Here is a 19,144-nt window from a genome sequence, read left to right on the forward strand (position 1 = left end):
TCCCCATGTCACGGGCGCTTACGTGCGCTTCGTGCCCCGACGCATTAGATAACGGAGTTTTTACCGGATGGCAACAAGCGGCACACGAAATCGTGCCGCACTGCGCGCTTGGTCACGTCCTGACGCCCTGCGTCACCCCTCGCTGCCAGCCCTCTCGAGGGGTGGCAGCTCCTCTATATACTGCGCGACTCGACACGGCCCGCCAAGGGCCTGCCCTTCCAGGACCCATCGATGTCACGTTTCCGCCGCCTGTTCCGCTGGCTGCTGCTGCTCGCCGCCGTCGCCATCCTCCTCGGCGCGCTGGCCGCGGGCAGCATCTACTACGTGGTCTCGTCACGCCTGCCGGAAGTCGAGAGCCTGCGCAACATCGAGTTGCAGGAGCCGATGTACGTCTACGCCCGCGACGGCCGCCTCATGGCGCTGTTCGGCGAGATGCGCCGCTACCCCGTCGACATCGCCGAGGTGCCCGACGTGGTCAAGCAGGCTTTCATCGCGATCGAGGACAACCGCTTCTACGAGCACGACGGCATCGACTACAAGGGCGTGGCGCGCGCGATCTGGCTCATCGCCAAGACCGGCTCCAAGGAAGGCGTGCCGGGCGGCTCGACCATCACGCAGCAGGTCGCGCGCCAGTTCTACCTCAGCCCGGAAGTGAGCTATACGCGCAAGTTCGAGGAGATGCTGCTCGCGATGAAGATGGAGCGCGAGCTGACCAAGGACGAGATCTTCGAGTTGTATCTCAACAAGAGCTTCTTCGGAAACCGCTCGTACGGCGTTGCGGCGGCGGCCGAGTTCTACTACGGCAAGCAGCTGGCCGAGCTCGATCTCGACGAGGTCGCCGCGCTGGCGGCGATTCCGAAGTTCCCCTCCAGCGGCAATCCCATTTCCAACCCCGAGCGCGCGAAGATCCGCCGCGACTACGTGCTCGAGCGCATGGCCGACCTCGGCTCCATCACCCGCGCGCAGGCCACCGCCGCGCAGGCGGTGGACATGCATGCGCGCCCGCACGAGCGCCCGGTGGAGGTCTATGCGCCGTACGTGGCCGAGATGGTCCGCCAGGAGATGATCGAGCGCTACGGCGGCGACGTGCTGACGCGCGGCTACCACGTCACCACCACGATCGATCCGGTGATGCAGGCGGCGGCCGACAAGGCGGTCCGCGACGGGCTGATGGCCTATGACCATCGCCACGGCTGGTCGAAGGTCGAGCAGAGCTTCGAGCTCGCCGCCGACGAGGACGCCTCCGCTGCCTCCGCGCGCCTGCGCGGGATCCCGGCGCAGGGCGGACTGCTGCCCGCGATCGTGCTGCGCGCCGACGCCGGCACCGCCGACGTGGTGCTCTCCGATGGCACCGTCGTGACCCTGGATGCCGCCTCCAGCCGCTGGACCGGCAAGAACCCGGCCGCGCTCCTCTCCCGCGGCGACCTGACCCGCGTGCGCCGCGTCGAGCCCAAGGGCAAGGACGGCGCGGCCCCGGCCGCCGATGCGAAGCCCACCTGGCAGCTCGACCAGCTCCCACGCGGCCAGTCGACGCTGGTGTCGCTGGAGTACGACACCGGCGCGCTGCGCGCCCTCGTGGGTGGCTTCAGTTTCGCCGGCCAGAAGTTCAACCGCGCCACCCAGGCGCGTCGCCAGCCGGGGTCGAGCTTCAAGCCCTTCATCTATGCCGCGGCGTTCGAGCGCGGCTTCAACCCCGCCTCCATCGTGCTCGACGCCCCGGTGGTGTTCCGCATGCGCCGTGGCCAGGACTGGCGTCCGCAAAACGACGACGGCCGGTTCGTCGGCCCGATGCGCCTGCGCGAGGCGCTGGTGCGCTCGCGCAACCTGGTGTCGGTGCGCCTGCTCGACGCCATCGGCGTGGACTACGCGCGCCGCTACATCAGCCACATGGGTTTCGACGAGTCGGAGCTTCCGCCCAACCTGTCGATCTCGCTCGGCACGCCGTCGCTGGCCCCGCTCGACATCACCCGCGGCTATGCGGTGTTCGCCAACGGCGGCTTCCGGGTCACGCCCTGGCTGATCGACGAGGTGCGCGACCGCGACGGCCAGGTGATCCACAAGGAGAACCCGGCGATCGCCTGCCGCGGCTGCGGCGCCGGCGGCCGTCCCGGCGTGCCGGCCACGGTCGTCGACGGCTTCAACCTCGGCGCCGCGGCCCCCGCGCCTGCGACGGACACCGCCGCCGACAGCGCCGTGGAGGCGCCGCCGCCGGACCCGAACGCGGTCATCGCACCGCGTGCGATCGATCCGCGGGTCGCCTACCAGCTGGTCTCGATGATGCGCGACGTGGTTCAGCGCGGCACCGGCACCGCGGCCAAGACCCTCGGGCGCGAGGACGTCGGCGGCAAGACCGGCTCGACCAACGACCACCGCGATGCCTGGTTCTCCGGCTTCGGCGGCAGCCTGGCGACCGTGGTCTGGGTCGGGCGTGACGACAACCGCTCGCTGGGCCGCCGCGAGTACGGCGGTCGCTCCGCCCTGCCGATCTGGATCGACTACATGCGCGTCGCCCTGGAAGGCATGCCGATCGCGGCCAACGAACCTCCCGACGGCATGGTGAAGGTGTCGGTCAGCGCCAGCGGCCGCCTGCTGCCTGGCGGCGACGGCGGCATCACCGAATGGGTCAAGGCCGAGGACCTCGAGCGCATGGAGTCGACGTTCGAGGACTACGACGACGATGTCCCGGCGGAGGAAGCCTTCGACATCTTCTGATCCGGGCATCGGCTAGGCTTGCGGAGCCAGCAGGGAGGGTTCCGCATGCACCACGCGCGACAGCACGCCGAGCGGCGCACCAGCGAACGGCGCCACCGCCTCGCTCACGAGGCCGCCCGACTGATGGCCGAGGGCGGCATCCGCGACTACCAGCAGGCCAAGCTCAAGGCGGCCGAACGCCTCGGCATCCGCGATGACGCGTCGCTGCCGCGCAACCGCGAGATCGACGAGGCACTACGCGAGTACCAGCGCCTGTTCCAGCGCGACGCCCAGAGCGACGCCCTGCGCACGCGACGCGAGGCGGCCCTGCACGCGCTGGAGTTCTTCCACGCCTTCCACCCCCGACTGGCCGGCCGCGTGCTCGACGGCACGGCCGACGCGCACACCCCGGTCGTGCTGCACCTGCATGCGGACGATGCCGACGCGGTCGCGCGGTTCCTGGCCGACGCCGGCATCCCGGCCGAAGCCCTCTCGCGGCGACTGCGCCTGGACCGCGCGCGCGAACACGACGCGCCGGCCTGGGCCTTCCACGCCGATGGCGTGGCGTTCGAACTCGTCGTCCTGCCACTGGATGCCCTGCGCCAGGCGCCGCTGTCCAGCATCGACGAGCGCCCGATGCAGCGCGCCTCGGCCAGCCAGCTGCGCACACTGCTAGCCGCAGAGGAGACCGCCGGCCCCGGGTCACCGGGCGCCGGCACCTGAGCACCCGCCGGCCCGACGCGGGCAAGGGTCGGCTTACTCCGGCAGCAGGGTGGCCGCGTCACCGGCACCCACGACCTTCACCCGGCTGCCTGCACGCAGTCGCCCCACCTGGTCACCCGAACGGGTGAACGCGGATTCCGTGGCGTCATCGAAGCGCACCAGCAGCAGGTAGCGCGACGCCACCTGCCCGCTGCCCTCGCCGGTTGCAAGGTCGGCGCCGATGTTGCCGGCGACACGCGTGACTTCGTACGACTGGCCGCTGCGACCGGCGACCGCCTGGCCCAGCGCGCGACCCAGCATGCCGCCGAGCTGTCGCTTCGTCGAGGCACTGACCGCGCCCGCTGCCGCGGCAACCGGCTGGATCGTGGTCACGACGCCTGCCCTGACCTCGAGTTCCGACGACCCCGCCGGGCCCACGGCCGCGGCCACCAGCACCACCAGTCCCGCCAATACCGAACGTCCTGTCCTGCCCTGCATCTGCCTGTCCTCCCTGGAATGATCCGACGGGCGTCCTGCCCGTCGCGCGCCTGCTGCCACGCCGTGGCCGCGGTCACCCGACGATGCTCTCCGGACGGACGGCGACGCGCCATCCTCAGCGCACCCGGCTCAGCGTCGGGTTTTACCGGCTGCGGACAGAAAGACGCCCCGCAGTGCGGGGCGTCGGTTTCCAGCAGCGCAACGCCTGGGCTCAGCGCTTGTCGGTCGCCACGTAGTCGCGCGGGCCGGCGCCGGTGTAGATCTGCCGCGGGCGGCCGATCTTGAACTCGGGGTCGGTCTGCTGCTCGAGCCAGTGCGAGACCCAGCCGGCGGTGCGCGCGATGGCGAACATCACCGTGAACATCTCGGTCGGGATTTTCAGCGCCTTGTAGATGATGCCGCTGTAGAAGTCGACGTTGGGGTACAGCTTGCGCTGCACGAAGTAGTCGTCCTTCAGCGCCGCTTCTTCCAGGCGCATCGCGACCTCGAGCATCGGATCGTCGATGCCGAGCTCGCCCAGCACCTGGTGGGTCATCTCGCGGATGAGCTTCGCGCGCGGGTCGAAGTTCTTGTAGACGCGGTGGCCGAAGCCCATCAGGCGGAAGCCGGATTCCTTGTCCTTGGCACGGTCGACGGCCGACTGGACGTTCTTCACGTCGCCGATCTCGCCGAGCATCTTCAGCACCGCTTCGTTGGCACCGCCATGCGCCGGGCCCCACAGCGCGGCCACGCCGGCGGCGATGCACGCATAGGGATTGGCGCCGGTGGAGCCGACCAGGCGCACGGTCGAGGTCGACGCGTTCTGCTCGTGGTCGGCGTGCAGGATGAACAGCAGGTCCATCGCCTTCGCCGCGACCGGCGACAGCTCGAGCGGGCCGCTCGGCAGCTCGAACATCATGTGCAGGAAGCGCTCGACGTAGCCCAGCTCGTTGCGCGGGTAGCTCAGCGGCCAGCCCATCGAATAGCGGTAGCAGGCGGCGGCGATCGTCGGAAGCTTGGCGATCAGGCGGATGCCGGCGAGGCGGCGCTGCTCCGGATCGTCGTAGTCGAGGTCGTTGTGGTAGAAGCTCGCCATCGAGCCGAGCATGCCGACGAGCATCGCCATCGGATGCGCGTCATGGCGGAAGCCGCCGATGAAGCTCTTGAACGCTTCATGCATCATCGTGTGATGCGTGACGTCGTGGTCGAACGAAGCCATCTCGGCCTGGTTCGGGAGCTCGCCGTTCATCAGCAGGTAGGCCACCTCAAGGAAGTTCGAGTGCTCGGCCAGCTGTTCGATCGGGTAGCCGCGGTACAGCAGCACGCCCTCGTCGCCGTCGATATAGGTGATCGCCGACTTGCAGCTGGCGGTGGCGGTGAAGCCGGAATCGTAGGTGAAGCGGCCTGTGGCCTTGGGCAGCTTCGCGATGTCGATGCACTCGTTGCCGAGCGTCGGCTTCAGCACGGGCAACTCGACCGAAGCTCCGGCGACCTGCAGGGTGGCGGTCGGCGCGTCGCCGGCCTTGTTCTCGATGGCGGACACTGTCGCACTCCTTCTTGGCGTCACGCCCGGCGCGAGGCGCGCGCGCGGACGGGGATCAGGCGGATCGCGTCTGACGCGATGCCGCAATTATCGCATAGCGACGTTCGGCACCGTATGCATGCACGGCGCCGCGAGGCGGGACATTGCGTCCCCCGGAAGGGCGACGACGCGCGCCCGGAAACGCGAACGGCCGCCCTGGGGCGGCCGTCGACGCGAACCCTGCGCCGGACTTACTTGGCGTAGCGCTTGCGGAACTTGTCCACGCGGCCGCTGGTGTCCATCAGCTTGTTCTGGCCGGTGTAGAACGGGTGCGAGGCCGAGCTGACTTCGATCTTGATCAGCGGGTACTCGTTGCCGTCCTCCCACTTCACGGTCTCCTTGCTGGAGAGCGTGGAACGGGTGAGGATCTTGAAATCCGAGGTCACGTCCTGGAAGACGACGTCACGGTATGCGGGGTGGATGTCGGCCTTCATGACGGCACCAGAATCAGCGAGGAAAGAGCGGCATTATAGCGGCCGCTCCCAGCGCCTGCAAGCGCGGTCAGCCAAGCGCTGCGCGGACCTGGTCCTCCAGCACCGCCTGGTCGTAGCGCAGCAGGATCCGGGCGCGGTCCGGGCGTCCCAGCTGGCGCTGCCAGTCCACCAGGGTCGCGCCGCGGGCGGCCGAGCGTCCCAGGACCACCTCGACCGGCCGCTCCTCGGCCTCGACCACGCCTTCGGGTCGCAGCGCCATGGCCATCGCCAGCGCGTCGGCGCAGAACCAGCGGTCGCCGCGGGCATCCTCCGACCAGCGCCGGGTATGCCGCGACACCGCCTCGTAGAAGGCCGCGACCGCGCCGGGCGCGGCCAGCCAGCGGTCGACGTCCCCGTGGAGGAAGCCATGGGCGACCGTCGCCTCCCAGTCGCTGAGGTCGAAGCGCGCGAAGGCGTCGAACACGATGTGCGCCGCCTCCGGATCGAAGAAGACGTTGAACTCGGCCGTGGGCGTGATGTTGCCGTGGCCGGTGACCGCGCCGCCCATCACCACCAGGCGCGCGATGCGCGTCGGCAGCATGGGATCCAGGCGCAGCGCCAGCGCGATGTTGGTGAGCGGTCCCAGGGCGACCAGCAGCAGGCGACCGGCGTGCCGGTGCGAGAGCTCGATGATCGCCTCCGCTGCGTGGCGCGACTGCGCGCGCGTCGCCGCCGGCGGCAGGCCCGCGTCGCCGAGCCCGTCGACGCCGTGCACGTTGGCGGCATCCGGCGCAGGGTGCAGCAGCGGGCGGTCGCAGCCGGGGAACACCGGCACCTCGGCACGACCCGCGACTTCGCAGATCCGCAGCGCATTGGCGACCGTGTGTTCCAGTCCGACGTTGCCGGCGGCGATGGTGAGGCCGACGACCTCGTGCCGCGTGTCCCTCAGCGCCATGAGCAGGGCCAGGGCGTCGTCCACGCCCGGGTCGGTATCGATCAGCAGCGGGATGCGTTCGTCCATCGGCGGATTATCCCCGATCAGGCGGAGGCGTACCGGGCGGCGCCGCCGACCCAGCGCTCGACCAGGCGTTCGGCCACCGCCGGCTGCTCCAGCAGCAGGCGTTCGCCGAGCGCGTGCACCAGCGGCAGCAGGCCGGCGTCGCGCGCCAGGTCGGCCACGCGGAACGCGGCCAGGCCGGTCTGTCGCGTGCCCAGCAGCTCCCCGGGGCCACGCAGCTCGAGGTCCTTTTCGGCGATGACGAAGCCGTCGCCGGTCTCGCGCATGGTTTCCAGGCGCTCGCGCGCCATGCGCGACAGCGGCGGCTGGTAGAGCAGCACGCAGCTCGACGCCGCGCTGCCGCGCCCGACCCGTCCGCGCAGCTGGTGCAGCTGCGCAAGGCCCAGGCGCTCGGCGTTCTCGATCACCATCAGCGAGGCGTTGGGCACGTCCACGCCGACCTCGATCACCGTGGTTGCGACCAGCAGGCCGGTCTCGCCCTGCTTGAAGGCGCGCATCGCGGCCTGCTTCTCCGCCGCCTTCATGCGCCCGTGCACGAGGCCCACGCGCAGTCCCGGCAGCGCGGTCGACAGACCTTCGAAGGTCGCCTGGGCCGCCTGCGCGACCACCTCGTCGGACTCGTCGATGATCGTGCACACCCAGTAGGCCTGCCGGCCCTCGGCGCAGGCGGCGCGGATGCGCTCGATCAGCTCCGGGCGCCGTCCCTCGGCCATGACCACGGTCTGCACCGGCGTGCGCCCGGGCGGCAGCTCGTCGATCGCGGACACGTCGAGGTCGGCATAGGCGGCCATGGCCAGCGTTCGCGGGATCGGGGTCGCCGTCATCACCAGCTGGTGCGGCACGCGTCCGCCCTCGCCACCCTTGTCGCGCAGGGCAAGGCGCTGGTGCACGCCGAAGCGGTGCTGTTCGTCGACGATCGCCAGCGCGAGGTCGTGGAAGGCGACGCCCTGCTGCATCAGCGCGTGCGTGCCGACCACGACCTGCGCACGCCCCTCGGCGACATCGGCCAACGCACGGCTGCGGGCGCGGCCGGTGACCTTGCCCGCCAGCCAGGCCACTTCGATGCCCATCGGCTCGAGCCAGCCGCGCAGGTTGGCCAGGTGCTGCTCGGCCAGCAGTTCCGTCGGCGCCATCAGCGCGGCCTGGCGCCGGTCCGCCACCGCCATCAGCGCGGCCATCGCCGCCACCACCGTCTTGCCCGAGCCGACGTCGCCCTGCACCAGGCGCAGCATCGGAACCGGGCGCGCGAGATCGGCGCGTACTTCGGCGAAGACCCGTTCCTGCGCGGCCGTCAGCGCGAACGGCAGGCGCTGGCGCAATTGTTGCGCCAGCACATCCACGCCCAGCCGGGCGGCGGCGTGCGCCTGGCGTGCGATGCGCTGTCGCCGCATGCTCACGTGGTGCGCGAGCAGCTCTTCCAGCGCCAGTCGGCGCTGCGCGGGATGGGTCCCGGCAAGCAGGGCGGCCACCTCCGCGTCGCGCGGCGGCCGGTGCACGGTGAGCAGCGCCTCGCGCAATCCGGGCAGGCCAAGGCCGTCGAGCAGGCCGGCCGGCAGCAGTTCGAGCACGTCGTCGCCCGGCAGGCGGTCCAGCGCGTGGCCGATCAGCCGCTTCAGCGTCGCCGGCCCGACGCCCTCCACGGCCGGATACACCGGATCGAGGCGATCGCCGAGCCCGTCGTCGGCGTCATCGCCGAGCACGGTATAGCTGGGATGCACGATCTCCAGGCCGCGCTGGCCCGGACGCGGCGTGCCGTAGGCGCGGATGCGCACGCCGGGCTGGAACTGCGCCGCCTGCGGGCCGCGGAAATGGAAAAAGCGCAGCACGAGGGTGGCCCGCGAGTCGTCGCCGAGCGCGACGCGCAGCATCGGCCGGTAGCGGAAACCGCGCTCGACGGCTTCGACCCGCCCCTCCACCTGGGCCGCGACGCCCGGCTGCAACAGCCGGATCGGGACCAGCGCCGTGCGGTCCTCGTAGCCGCGCGGCAGCTGCATCCACAGGTCCTGCAGCGATTCGAGCCCGCGCGCGGCGAGCTTCTCCGCGATCCTCGCGCCGACGCCGGGCAGGGTGGAAAGCGCGGCCTTGCCGCCCGGCGCCAGTCCGGGTGCAGGCGTGGCCGCGCTGCGTCGCGCCGCTGCCACTGCCTCAGTCGAGGACCATCACCGCGTCGACTTCGAACTGCGCGGCCTTGGGCAGCGCCGACACCTCGATGGTCGAACGCGCGGGGTACGGTTCGCTGAAATACTCCGCCATCACCGCATTGACCACCGCGAACTGCGAGAGGTCGGTGAGGTACAGGCCGACGCGCGCCACGTCGTCCAGCGAGCCACCGGCCGCCTGGCAGATCGCGCGCAGGTTGTCGAACGCGCGCCGCGCCTGGGCGGCGATGTCGCCGTCGACGAGTTCGCCGGTGGCGGCGTCCATCGGCAGCTGGCCCGACAGGAACACCATGTTCCCGCAGCGCGTGGCCTGCGAATAGGGGCCGATCGCGGCGGGGGCATCGGCGGTGCGGACGGGTTGCCTGGACATGCGTGGAATCCTCGTGGTGCGTGGCCGGGGATTATGACCGCGCCCCGTGGCCGCGGCCATCGTGCGCGGCCGCAGCGCGCCCCACGCCTTGCTTCAGAGCCGCTGCACGCCATGCACCACGCCAAGCCGCCGCACCTTGCGGATGACGTCGGCAAGGTGCGAGCGGTCACGGACCTCGATGGCGAACTGGATCACCGCGACGTTGGTGTCGCGCTCCAGGTATTCGACGGCATCGATGTTCGACTCGGCCTTGGCCACCGCCGCCGCCACCTGGGCCAGCACGCCGGGCCGGTTCTCGACCTGGAAGCGCAGCGCCACGTTGTAGTCGCCGGTGACCTCGCGGTCCCAGCCGATGTCGACCCAGCGGTCGGGCGACTTGCGGTACTCGGCCACGTTCGGGCATTCGATCCGGTGCACCATCACGCCACGGCCGGCGGTGTGGTAACCCATGATGTCGTCGCCGGGGATCGGCATGCAGCAGTTGGCGAAGGTCAGCACGCCGCGCTCGGCACCGGTGATCAGGATGCGGTCGTCGCGGTGGCTGCGCGGCGCACCCGGCGGCGGTGCCTTGTGGGTGAGCGCCTGGGCCACCTGCGCCGGCATGCGGTTGCCGAGCGCGACGTCGGACAGCAGGGCTTCCAGCCGCGGATAGCGGTATTCGGCGAGGAAGGCATCGAGCTGCGCGGCCGGCAGGCGCTCGAGCGAGCTGTCGAGGTCTTCCAGCGCGCTGTCGAGCATGCGGTGGCCCAGCTGGACCGCGTCCTCGTGCTCGAGCTGCTTGAGCTGCTGGCGGATCGCGGTCCGCGCCTTGCCGGTGACCACGAACTCCAGCCACTGCGGCCTCGGCTGCGAGGATTTCGCCGTGACGATCTCGACCGTCTGTCCGCTGGCCAGCCGGGTGCGCAGCGGCACCAGGCGCTTGTCCACGCGCGCCGCCACCGCGCGGTTGCCGATGTCGGTGTGCACCGCGTAGGCGAAATCGACCGCGGTCGCGTTGCGCGGCAGCGACATGATCTCGCCCTTGGGCGTGAACAGGTAGACCTCGTCCGGGAACAGGTCGACCTTGACGTTCTCCAGGAACTCCAGCGACGAGCCGGTATCGCTCTGCGACTCGAGCAGGCCGGAGATCCAGCTGTGCGCGCGCTGCTGCGCGCTGTTGGGCCCGCCGCCGCCGTGCTTGTAGGCCCAGTGCGCGGCGATGCCGCGCTCGGCGATCAGGTCCATCTCCTCGGTGCGGATCTGCACCTCGATCGGCGAGCCGTAGGGGCCGAACAGCACCGTGTGCAGCGACTGGTAGCCGTTGGCCTTGGGGATCGCGATGAAGTCGCGGAAGCGGCCGTCGACCGGCTTGTACACCGAGTGCGCGACGCCCAGTGCGTGGTAGCAGCCAGCCACCGTGCCGACGATGATGCGGAAGCCGAAGACGTCGATCACCTGGGCGAAGGTCTTGGCCTCGGCGCGCATCTTGTTGTAGATGCTCCAGGGCGACTTCACCCGGCTGACCAGGCGGTACTCGAGGCCCTCCTTGGCCATGCGCTGGGCGAATTGCGCCTCGATGCGCGCCATCGCCTCGCGGCGCAGCATCGGCTGGGCGCGGATGTGCTTTTCCAGGATGCGGTGGCGCATCGGATACAGCGCACGGAAGCCGAGGTCCTGCAGCTCGGCCTTGATCAGGTTCATGCCCAGCCGCTGCGCGATCGGCGCATAGACTTCCAGCGTCTCGCGCGCGATGCGCTCGCGCGCCTCGACCGACTGCGCGCCCAGGGTGCGCATGTTGTGCAGGCGGTCGGCGAGCTTGATCAGGATCACGCGCAGGTCGCGCGCCATCGCGAGCATCATCTTGCGGAAGCTTTCGGCGTCGGCCTCGCGGCGGCTGGCGAACTGGAGCTTGTCGAGCTTGGTGACACCCTCCACCAGCTCGGCCACCGGCTCGCCGAACTCCGCCGCGAGCGCGTCGCGGGTCAGCGGGGTGTCCTCGATGGTGTCGTGCAGGACCGCCGCGACCAGCGTCTCGATATCGACCTTCTGCTCGGCGAGCACGCCCGCCACCGCCACCGGGTGGGTGATGTACGGTTCGCCCGACTTGCGCGCCTGGCCTTCGTGGGCCGCGGCGCCGACGGCCCAGGCGCGCCGCAGCAGGCGCAGCTGGTCCGCGGGCAGGTAGGCCGCGGAGGCCTCGAGGGCGCGCATGTACGCGGGAACATCCGCATCCCCGGGCACGGTCACCTTCACCAGCGCGAGCTCGGCTGCATTCATGCGCTGAGCCTACGCGTGCGCCCGCAGGCCGGCAACGCGGTCGCGTGGGCATGCAGGGCCCACAACGAAAACGGCCCCGCCGGAGCGGGGCCGTCGCAGCGGCGCGCAGGCGCCGGCGGAGTCAGTCGTCGCCCTTCGACAGGTCGTCGTCGGCCACCACTTCGGCCGCGGCCCACTCCAGCGCCTCGCGCTCGCGGCGCTCGCGCTCGGACTTCTCGACGGCGTCGACGTAGTCGGCATCGATGCGGCGCGCGGCGATCTCGCGCAGCGCAAGCACGGTCGGCTTGTCGTCGTTCTCGCTGTTGTCGAGCTGCGGCTCGACGCCGTTGGCAAGCTGGCGGGCGCGCCTGGCGGCCATCATGACCAGCTCGAAGCGGTTGTCGATGACCTGGAGGCAATCCTCAACGGTGATGCGGGCCATAAATCTCCTGGCGGCCGGCAGGCCGTCGATACGGTAAGAGGGACCGGAAATGATAGGGCAAGCCCGACCGCGCCGCAAGCAAAGGCACGGAAATCAACCACTTGCACTCAACCCGGGGTGGATTCCCCGTCCAGGAGCGCGGCGATCAGCGACGCGTGGCGCCGGGCCTGGGCCTCGCGCCGCAGCCGGCTGGCGGTGAAGACGGCGCACATCTCGTCCACCGCGGTCTCGAACTGCTCGTTGACGATGACGTACTCGAACTCGTCGTAGTGCGACATCTCCTCGCGCGCGGCGGCCAGGCGCCTCGCCATGACCTCCTCGCTGTCCTGGCCGCGCTTGCGCATGCGCTGGTCGAGCGCGGCGCGCGACGGCGGCAGGATGAAGATCCCGACCGCGTCCGGCACCGCTGTGCGCACCTGGCGCGCACCCTGCCAGTCGATCTCGAGCAGCACGTCGCGGCCGGCGACCAGCTGCGGCTCCACCGACTGCCGCGCGGTGCCCTTCCAGTCGCCATGCACGCGGGCATGCTCGAAGAAGTCGCCGGCATCGATCATCCGCTGGAAGCCGGCGGCGTCGACGAAGTGGTAGTGCTCGGCATGGCGCTCGCCGGGGCGCGGCGGACGCGACGTGAACGAGACGGACAGGCTGATGTTGCGGTCGCGCGCCAGGCAGGCGTTGACGATGCTGGACTTCCCGGCCCCCGAGGGCGCCGCGACGATGAAGAGGGTCCCGCGCATCGGGGCTTCGCCGCTATTCAATGTTCTGCACCTGTTCGCGGATCTGGTCGATCAGCACCTTCAGCTCGACCGCCGCCTGGGTGGTCCGCCGGTCGACCGACTTCGAGCCCAGGGTGTTGGCCTCGCGGTTGAACTCCTGCAGCAGGAAGTCCAGCCGGCGGCCAACGGGCTCCGGCTGGTCGAAGACATGCCGGATCTCGTCGACGTGGCTGCCGAGCCGGTCGAGCTCCTCGTCGACGTCGAGCTTCTGCAGCGAGAGCACCAGTTCCTGCTCGATGCGCCCCGGGTCGGCGGCCTGCGCCAGGTCGGCCAGGCGCGCCTCCAGCTTCAGCCGCTGCCCTTCGCGGATGGCGGGCACCAGGCCGCGCACGTCGGCGGCCACGCGTTCAATGCCGTCCACCCGCTCCAGCATCGCCGCGACCAGCTTGGAGCCCTCGCGCTCGCGCGCGGCCACGAAGGCTTCCAGCACCTCTTCCAGCAGGCCCAGCACCTCGGCCTGCAGGGCCGACGGCTCCGGCGCGGCGGAACGCATCACCCCTGGAAACTGCAGCAGGTCGACGAACTGGGTGTGCAGGCCGGGGAATCGCGCCGCCGCGTCCACGGCGAGATCCGACAGCTGCGACAGCAGCGCCTGATCCACGTGCAGGGTGGCGACGCCCTCGACCGGCCGCAGGCGCAGCGACAGGTCGACCTTGCCTCGGGAGACGCGCGCCGAAATCCGCTCGCGCAGCTGCGGCTCCAGCGCGCGCAGTTCATCCGGCGCGCGGAAGCCGATCTCGAGGAAGCGGTGGTTGACCGCGCGGAGCTCGCAGGCGAGCGTCCCCCACGGGGTGGCGCGCTCGCCGGAGGCGTAGGCGGTCATGCTGCGGATCATGCCGGCATCCGGTGGTTCGGGGTGCCGATGGTAAACTCGCACGCCATTCCAGCGGTAATCGACATGTCCCAGACCCCTCGCCCCAGCGGCCGCGCGCCGGACCAGATGCGCGAGGTCCGCATCGAGCGTGGCTTCACGCGCCACGCCGAGGGCTCGGTGCTGGTGGCGTTCGGCGAGACCCGGGTGCTGTGCACCGCCAGCGTCGAGAACCGGGTCCCGGGCTTCCTCCGCGGCAAGGGCAGCGGCTGGGTCACGGCGGAATACGGGATGCTGCCGCGCGCCACCAACACCCGCACCGACCGCGAGGCCTCCCGCGGCAAGCAGGGTGGGCGCACGCTGGAGATCCAGCGCCTGATCGGCCGCTCGCTGCGCGCCTGCGTGGATCGCGATGCCCTGGGCGAGCGCACCATCACCCTGGACTGCGACGTGCTGCAGGCCGACGGCGGCACCCGCACCGCGGCGATCACCGGCGCCTACGTGGCGCTGGTGGACGCCGTGCGCTGGCTGCAGAAGCGCGGCGACGTGAAGCGCGATCCGATCCATGGCGCCATCGCCGCGGTCTCGGCCGGCATCCATTCCGGCGTGCCCGTGCTCGACCTCGACTATGTCGAGGACAGCGCCTGCGACACCGACATGAACGTGGTGATGAACGACGGTGGCGGCTTCATCGAACTCCAGGGCACGGCCGAAGGCCACGCCTTCCGCCGCGACGAACTGGACGCGATGCTGGCCCTGGCGGAAAAGGGCTGCCGCGAACTGTTCGCCGCGCAGCAGGCCGCGCTGGCGGGCTGAGCCATGGACCTGGTGCTGGCCAGCGGCAACGCCGGCAAGCTGGCCGAGCTGCGCGAGCTGCTGGCCGGCGACGGTTTCGCACTGCGCGCGCAGTCCGGGTTCGGCGTCGAAGACGTCGAGGAGACCGGCCTCACCTTCGTCGAGAACGCCCTGCTCAAGGCGCGCCACGCGGCACGGGAGACCGGCCTGCCGGCGCTGGCCGACGACTCCGGCCTGTGCGTGGATGCACTGGGCGGTGCGCCGGGGCTGTATTCGGCGCGCTACGCCGGGCCGGGCGGCGATGCCGGCCGCAACATCAAGCGCCTGCTGCGCGAGCTCGACGGCGTTGCCGACGACGCGCGCGGCGCCAGCTTCCACTGCTGCATCGTGCTCCTGCGCCACGCCGCCGACCCGAAGCCGCTGGTGGTCGAAGGCGACTGGCGCGGACGCATCCTGCATGCGCCGCGCGGCGACGGCGGCTTCGGCTACGACCCGGTGTTCCTGGACGCCGACAGCGGCCTGACCGCCGCCGAGCTGCCGGCCGCGCGCAAGAACGCCATCAGCCACCGCGGCCGCGCCCTCGCCGCCCTGCGCGCGCGCCTGCACGAACTGGCCTGACATGCTGGTGCCGCCGCCGCTGTCGCTGTACGTGCACCTGCCCTGGTGCGTGCGCAAGTGTCCGTACTGCGACTTCAACTCGCACGAGCAGCGCGGCGCCCTGCCCTTCGCCGGCTATGTGCAGGCGCTCGTCGCCGACCTCGAACACGACCTGCCGCTGGCCTGGGGCCGTACCGTGCACAGCGTGTTCTTCGGCGGCGGCACGCCGTCGCTGTTCCCGGCGGACGCGATCGACGACTTCCTGCAGCAGGCCAGCGCGCGCCTGCGCTTCGCGCCCGGCTGCGAGATCACGCTGGAGACCAACCCCGGGACGGCCGAGCACGGCCGCTTCGAGGGCTACCTGGCGGCCGGCGTCAACCGGCTCAGCTTCGGCATCCAGAGCTTCGACGACGGCTGCCTGCAGCGCCTGGGCCGGATCCACGACAGCCGCGAGGCCGATGCCGCGGTGAAGCTGGCCCAGGACGCCGGCTACGACAACATCAACATCGACCTGATGTACGCGCTGCCCGGCCAGGACCTGGCCGGTGCCGCGCGCGACCTGGAGCGCGCCTTCGCCCTGCAGCCGGCGCACGTCTCGCACTACCAGCTCACGCTGGAGCCCAACACGCTGTTCGCCGCGCGGCCTCCCGAGGCGATCCCGGACGAGGACCTGGCCTGGGACATGCAGGAACACTGCCAGGCGATGCTGGCCGCGGCCGGCTTCGACCACTACGAGGTCAGCGCCTACGCACGCCCCGGGCGCCAGTGCGCGCACAACCTCAACTACTGGCGCTTCGGCGACTACCTCGGCATCGGTGCCGGCGCCCACGGCAAGATCAGCCTGGGTGCCGCGCAGAGCGTCCGGCGGCGCTGGAAGCTCAAGCACCCCACCGCCTGGATGGGCGTGGCCGGGACCGCGGCGGCCATGGGCGGGGACGAGGACGTCGAGCCGTCCCGCCTGCCTTTCGAGTACATGCTCAACGTCCTGCGCCTCCACGAGGGCTTCCGCCTGGCCGACTTCGAAGCCTGCACCGGCCTGCCGCGCGCGGCGATCGCCGGCGAACTCGGCGAGGCGATCGGTCGCGGCTGGCTCACCACCGACGGCGAACGCGTGGTGCCGACCGCCCTCGGGCGACGCCTGGGCAACGACGTCGTCTCGCTGTTCCTGCCGTGAACGCCTCCACCGGCGATGGATTGCCGGCCTGGGGCAGGGACTCCGTGCTGGCCGTCACATCCTGCGCGTGATATGAAGCGGGCAGGGGAATTGGCCACGCGAACATGTCACTGACGACACATCCAAACGACGGCCACGCCCGGCGCAACCTTGCCGCGACCGACCTTCCGCGTCGCGTCCGCAAGGCGCTGGACGCGGCGCTCCGGCTGGTGTCCGCCGAGCTCGACCCGTACCTGTCGGCGCTGCTGGACGAGTACGAGCAGGAGCTGTTCCGGCTCGCCGAACGCGCGCGCCATCCGGGCAGCGAATCGGCCTACGTCCAGGCGCTGCGCACCTTCCGCGCCGGACGTTCGGACCTGGTGCCGCAGTTCATGCTCGAGCTCGAGGCCGGTCTCGCGGGCATCCGCTCCGCGGGCATGCCGGTTCCCGCGCCCGCCGTCGCCAAGCCGGTGGCGGGCCGGGTGCTGAGCCTCGTCGACGACTCGATGATCGACGAGACACGCTGCTGCGCGAGATCGCCACCCGCCAGGAGGGCCGCGCCAGCCTGCCGATGCATCTGCTCGGCCAGCGCTTCGGCGTGCTGGCCGGAACCCCGGCGATGGACGCCGAGCGCCTGCCGCTGGGTCCGCAGGCCGTCTGCCGCGCGCTGCGCAAGGCCTGCCGGTCGCTGCAGGTCGGCTCCGAGGCGCGCGAACTCCTCTACCGATTGTTCGACCGCGTGGTCATGGCGCACTACGCGCCGGTGCTGGAAAAGCTCGACGCAACGCTCGACCAGGCCGGGATCCTCAAGGGCCTGACCTATGTGCCGGTCCGCCTGCGCGCGTCGTCGCGCCAGGAGGCGCTGGACGCCGCCGAGGGCTCGGCGCCGGGCCAGGCCTCGGCCCGCCCGCGGGAGGCGGCGACGGCACGCGGGGATCGTCCGGCCGAAGGCGCGGGCGGTGGCCACGTCGCCGGCGGTGGCGCTGCGCAGGGCGGCGCCGGCCCAGGCGTGGCCGGTCAGGGCTCGACCCAGGGCGCGGGCCGCGGCCGGGCCGGCGATGCCCGTCCGCCCGCCGGTGGGCCGGCAGGCGCTGGTCGACCGCACACCGCCTGGATGGCGGAAACCACGACCGCCCTGTCGGGCAGCGACGAGGAAGCGTCCTACGTCGCGCTGCAACAGCTGCTCGCCGGACGCAGGGCGCTGATCGGCAAGCTGCGTTCCGCGCGCCCGGCCGGCGGCAAGGCGACGCTCGACACCGGCGAAGTCATGAGCGCCCTCGGCGCGCTGCAGCGCCAGCCCAACGGTCCGGGCGGCGCACCACCGAGCCTCATGGACGTGCGCCAGATGCTGCTCGCCCAGGCGCGCCAGCGCCATGGCAAGGGCGCGGCGCTCTCGCAGCAGGACAACGACACCTTCGAGCTGCTGCACCTGCTGTACGGCCAGCTCGAGGGCGAGATCCGCTCGGATGCACCGGCCGCGGCGCTGATCCGGCGCCTGCAGCTGCCGCTGCTGCGCGTGGCGCTGCAGGACCAGGCCTTCTTCGTCCAGGCCACGCACCCGGCGCGCGAACTGTTGAACACGGTCGCGGAAACCGCCGCGGGCTGGCTCGACAAGGACGACCTCGACCCCCAGCTGCTGCTGCCGCTGCAGGAGGCCGTCACCCACGTCGTCGAGAAGTACGACGGCGACACCGCGGTCTTCGAGGCCAGCAACGAACAGCTGCAGGGCCACCTGCAGGCCCAGGTGCGCAAGGCGGAGATGCTCGAGCGCCGGCACATCGAGGCCGCCCGCGGCAAGGAAAAGCTCGAGGTCGCCAAGCTGCGCTCCTCGGCCATGCTCGAGAAGCTGGTTGGCGACCAGCGCATGCCGAAGTTCTCGCGCGCGCTGCTCAGCCAGGCCTGGGCCGACGTGCTCACGCTGACCCTGCTGCGCCAGGGCGAGGACTCGCCGGAGTGGCAGGCGCAGCTCGATGCCACGCGCCGCATCATCACCGCCTGCGCGAAGGGCGAGGACGCCGCCGACCCGGCACTGGCCGCGCACGTGGAGGCCGCCCTGTCGCAGGTCGGCTACCACGCCGACGAGGCCGGCATCATCGCCGCCCGCCTGACCAGCAGCCGCAGCGACGAGGACGATCCGGCATCGCGCACCGAGCTGGCGATGAAGCTCAAGGCGCGCACCCGCCTGGGCGAGGATGCCGAGCGCGCGCGCCGGCCGGACCTGCCGCCGCGCACGCCGGAGGAACAGGCGCGCTACGAGCAGCTGCGGGTGTTGCCCTTCGGCACGTGGATCGAATTCACCACCAACCAGCAGGGTGACGTCGTCCGGCGGCGCATGTCCTGGTTCAGCCCGGTCACCGACAACGCGCTGTTCGTCAACCAGCGCGGCCAGCGCATCGGCGAGCACTCGCTGGATTCGCTGGCACGGATGATCACGGCGGGGCAGGCGCGCATCGTCACCGCCGAGCGCGGCCGCCTGGTCGACCGTGCCTGGCAGGCCGCGCTGCGCACCCTGCGCAGCTTCGCCGGGCGCGGCGACACCCTGCCGATTTCCGGGGAACACCAGGCATGATCAACGAGTTCCGCCGCGCGCGGCGCCGCAAGGCCCCCGACACCATCCTGGTCATGGATGCCATGACCGAGCGGGTCGTGGGCCGCATCGGCAACCTGTCCCAGACCGGCATGCTGCTCATGGCCGGGGCGCCGCTGGTCGACGACGCGTTGTACCAGTTCCGCTTCACCCTGCCGGCAGAGGCCGGCAGCGAGACCACGGTCGAGATCGGGGCCCACCTGCTGTGGGTGGACCAGGCCAGCGCGCCCGGCCAGGCCTGGGCGGGCTTCCGCTTCATCGGCCTCACCGAACAGCAGGCAGCCCCGATGCGCGCCTGGATCGACGCACCCGGAAGCCGCTACGAGTAGGCCCGGC

The 19,144-nt window shown here is 71.3% G+C and carries 17 protein-coding genes; 7 read left to right on the plus strand and 10 right to left on the minus strand.

Features of this window, described 5'->3' with window-relative positions; all coding sequences use genetic code 11:
- The first annotated feature begins 231 nt into the window (after positions 1 to 231).
- Positions 232 to 2,712, plus strand: coding sequence for a penicillin-binding protein 1A (locus tag JGR68_RS11875; protein WP_199360003.1), 2,481 nt, complete (start codon positions 232 to 234; stop codon positions 2,710 to 2,712).
- Between the two features lie 45 nt (positions 2,713 to 2,757).
- Positions 2,758 to 3,414, plus strand: a complete 657-nt coding sequence (locus JGR68_RS11880) for a hypothetical protein (protein WP_199360002.1) — start codon at positions 2,758 to 2,760, stop codon at positions 3,412 to 3,414.
- A gap of 33 nt (positions 3,415 to 3,447) precedes the next feature.
- Here JGR68_RS11880 and JGR68_RS11885 read toward each other — a convergent pair whose 3' ends face one another.
- The 10 genes from JGR68_RS11885 to JGR68_RS11930 form a co-directional block, all read right to left on the minus strand.
- Positions 3,448 to 3,891 (minus strand): hypothetical protein, encoded by a 444-nt coding sequence (locus tag JGR68_RS11885; protein ID WP_199360001.1) that lies wholly within the window; start codon positions 3,889 to 3,891, stop codon positions 3,448 to 3,450.
- Between the two features lie 211 nt (positions 3,892 to 4,102).
- On the minus strand, positions 4,103 to 5,368 hold the full coding sequence (locus JGR68_RS11890) for a citrate synthase (protein ID WP_199360831.1): 1,266 nt from the start codon (positions 5,366 to 5,368) through the stop codon (positions 4,103 to 4,105).
- 275 nt (positions 5,369 to 5,643) lie between these two features.
- Positions 5,644 to 5,886: a type B 50S ribosomal protein L31 gene (locus tag JGR68_RS11895; RefSeq protein WP_199360000.1), complete on the minus strand. Its 243-nt coding sequence runs from the start codon at positions 5,884 to 5,886 to the stop codon at positions 5,644 to 5,646.
- A 67-nt stretch (positions 5,887 to 5,953) separates the two neighbouring features.
- A complete protein-coding gene (locus tag JGR68_RS11900) occupies positions 5,954 to 6,886 on the minus strand; it encodes a nucleoside hydrolase (RefSeq protein WP_199359999.1) in 933 nt (310 codons plus the stop codon).
- Positions 6,887 to 6,903: 17 nt separating this feature from the next.
- Positions 6,904 to 9,024, minus strand: coding sequence for an ATP-dependent DNA helicase RecG (gene recG / locus JGR68_RS11905; protein WP_199359998.1), 2,121 nt, complete (start codon positions 9,022 to 9,024; stop codon positions 6,904 to 6,906).
- A 4-nt stretch (positions 9,025 to 9,028) separates the two neighbouring features.
- Positions 9,029 to 9,412 (minus strand): RidA family protein, encoded by a 384-nt coding sequence (locus JGR68_RS11910; RefSeq protein ID WP_199359997.1) that lies wholly within the window; start codon positions 9,410 to 9,412, stop codon positions 9,029 to 9,031.
- Between the two features lie 93 nt (positions 9,413 to 9,505).
- A complete protein-coding gene (locus JGR68_RS11915) occupies positions 9,506 to 11,668 on the minus strand; it encodes a bifunctional (p)ppGpp synthetase/guanosine-3',5'-bis(diphosphate) 3'-pyrophosphohydrolase (RefSeq protein WP_199359996.1) in 2,163 nt (720 codons plus the stop codon).
- A 121-nt stretch (positions 11,669 to 11,789) separates the two neighbouring features.
- Complete coding sequence (gene rpoZ, locus JGR68_RS11920) at positions 11,790 to 12,089, minus strand: DNA-directed RNA polymerase subunit omega (protein WP_199359995.1); 300 nt, start codon at positions 12,087 to 12,089, stop codon at positions 11,790 to 11,792.
- 107 nt (positions 12,090 to 12,196) lie between these two features.
- Positions 12,197 to 12,826 carry a guanylate kinase gene (gene gmk, locus JGR68_RS11925; protein ID WP_199359994.1) on the minus strand — a complete coding sequence of 210 codons (630 nt, stop codon included), beginning with the start codon at positions 12,824 to 12,826 and terminating at the stop codon, positions 12,197 to 12,199.
- A 13-nt stretch (positions 12,827 to 12,839) separates the two neighbouring features.
- Positions 12,840 to 13,700 carry a YicC/YloC family endoribonuclease gene (locus JGR68_RS11930; protein WP_199359993.1) on the minus strand — a complete coding sequence of 287 codons (861 nt, stop codon included), beginning with the start codon at positions 13,698 to 13,700 and terminating at the stop codon, positions 12,840 to 12,842.
- 63 nt (positions 13,701 to 13,763) lie between these two features.
- On the opposite strand from JGR68_RS11930, the gene rph reads away from it, so the two are divergent.
- The 5 genes from rph (at position 13,764) to JGR68_RS11955 (ending at position 19,137) form a co-directional block, all read left to right on the plus strand.
- Complete coding sequence (gene rph / locus JGR68_RS11935; RefSeq protein ID WP_199359992.1) at positions 13,764 to 14,492, plus strand: ribonuclease PH; 729 nt, start codon at positions 13,764 to 13,766, stop codon at positions 14,490 to 14,492.
- Between the two features lie 3 nt (positions 14,493 to 14,495).
- Entirely contained in the window at positions 14,496 to 15,089 is a 594-nt protein-coding gene (gene rdgB / locus JGR68_RS11940) for an RdgB/HAM1 family non-canonical purine NTP pyrophosphatase (protein ID WP_199359991.1), read from the plus strand.
- 1 nt (position 15,090) lies between these two features.
- Positions 15,091 to 16,242, plus strand: coding sequence for a radical SAM family heme chaperone HemW (hemW, locus tag JGR68_RS11945; RefSeq protein ID WP_199359990.1), 1,152 nt, complete (start codon positions 15,091 to 15,093; stop codon positions 16,240 to 16,242).
- A 514-nt stretch (positions 16,243 to 16,756) separates the two neighbouring features.
- Positions 16,757 to 18,790, plus strand: a complete 2,034-nt coding sequence (locus JGR68_RS11950; protein WP_255531896.1) for a DUF1631 family protein — start codon at positions 16,757 to 16,759, stop codon at positions 18,788 to 18,790.
- Complete coding sequence (locus JGR68_RS11955; RefSeq protein WP_199359989.1) at positions 18,787 to 19,137, plus strand: PilZ domain-containing protein; 351 nt, start codon at positions 18,787 to 18,789, stop codon at positions 19,135 to 19,137. The genes JGR68_RS11950 and JGR68_RS11955 overlap by 4 nt, the downstream gene beginning before the upstream one ends.
- Positions 19,138 to 19,144 lie beyond the last annotated feature (7 nt).

This window comes from Luteimonas sp. MC1750, assembly GCF_016615955.1.
Taxonomy (GTDB): Bacteria; Pseudomonadota; Gammaproteobacteria; order Xanthomonadales; family Xanthomonadaceae; genus Luteimonas.

What these genes read in the sequence shown, in the direction of transcription:
- JGR68_RS11875 (WP_199360003.1), top strand. Translation starts at nt 232, where the DNA reads ATGTCACGTTTCCGCCGCCTGTTCCGCTGGCTGCTGCTGCTCGCCGCC.
- JGR68_RS11880 (WP_199360002.1), top strand. Translation starts at nt 2,758, where the DNA reads ATGCACCACGCGCGACAGCACGCCGAGCGGCGCACCAGCGAACGGCGC.
- JGR68_RS11885 (WP_199360001.1), bottom strand. Translation starts at nt 3,891, where the DNA reads ATGCAGGGCAGGACAGGACGTTCGGTATTGGCGGGACTGGTGGTGCTG.
- JGR68_RS11895 (WP_199360000.1), bottom strand. Translation starts at nt 5,886, where the DNA reads ATGAAGGCCGACATCCACCCCGCATACCGTGACGTCGTCTTCCAGGAC.
- JGR68_RS11900 (WP_199359999.1), bottom strand. Translation starts at nt 6,886, where the DNA reads ATGGACGAACGCATCCCGCTGCTGATCGATACCGACCCGGGCGTGGAC.
- JGR68_RS11910 (WP_199359997.1), bottom strand. Translation starts at nt 9,412, where the DNA reads ATGTCCAGGCAACCCGTCCGCACCGCCGATGCCCCCGCCGCGATCGGC.
- JGR68_RS11915 (WP_199359996.1), bottom strand. Translation starts at nt 11,668, where the DNA reads ATGAATGCAGCCGAGCTCGCGCTGGTGAAGGTGACCGTGCCCGGGGAT.
- rpoZ (WP_199359995.1), bottom strand. Translation starts at nt 12,089, where the DNA reads ATGGCCCGCATCACCGTTGAGGATTGCCTCCAGGTCATCGACAACCGC.
- gmk (WP_199359994.1), bottom strand. Translation starts at nt 12,826, where the DNA reads ATGCGCGGGACCCTCTTCATCGTCGCGGCGCCCTCGGGGGCCGGGAAG.
- JGR68_RS11930 (WP_199359993.1), bottom strand. Translation starts at nt 13,700, where the DNA reads ATGATCCGCAGCATGACCGCCTACGCCTCCGGCGAGCGCGCCACCCCG.
- rph (WP_199359992.1), top strand. Translation starts at nt 13,764, where the DNA reads ATGTCCCAGACCCCTCGCCCCAGCGGCCGCGCGCCGGACCAGATGCGC.
- rdgB (WP_199359991.1), top strand. Translation starts at nt 14,496, where the DNA reads ATGGACCTGGTGCTGGCCAGCGGCAACGCCGGCAAGCTGGCCGAGCTG.
- hemW (WP_199359990.1), top strand. Translation starts at nt 15,091, where the DNA reads ATGCTGGTGCCGCCGCCGCTGTCGCTGTACGTGCACCTGCCCTGGTGC.
- JGR68_RS11955 (WP_199359989.1), top strand. Translation starts at nt 18,787, where the DNA reads ATGATCAACGAGTTCCGCCGCGCGCGGCGCCGCAAGGCCCCCGACACC.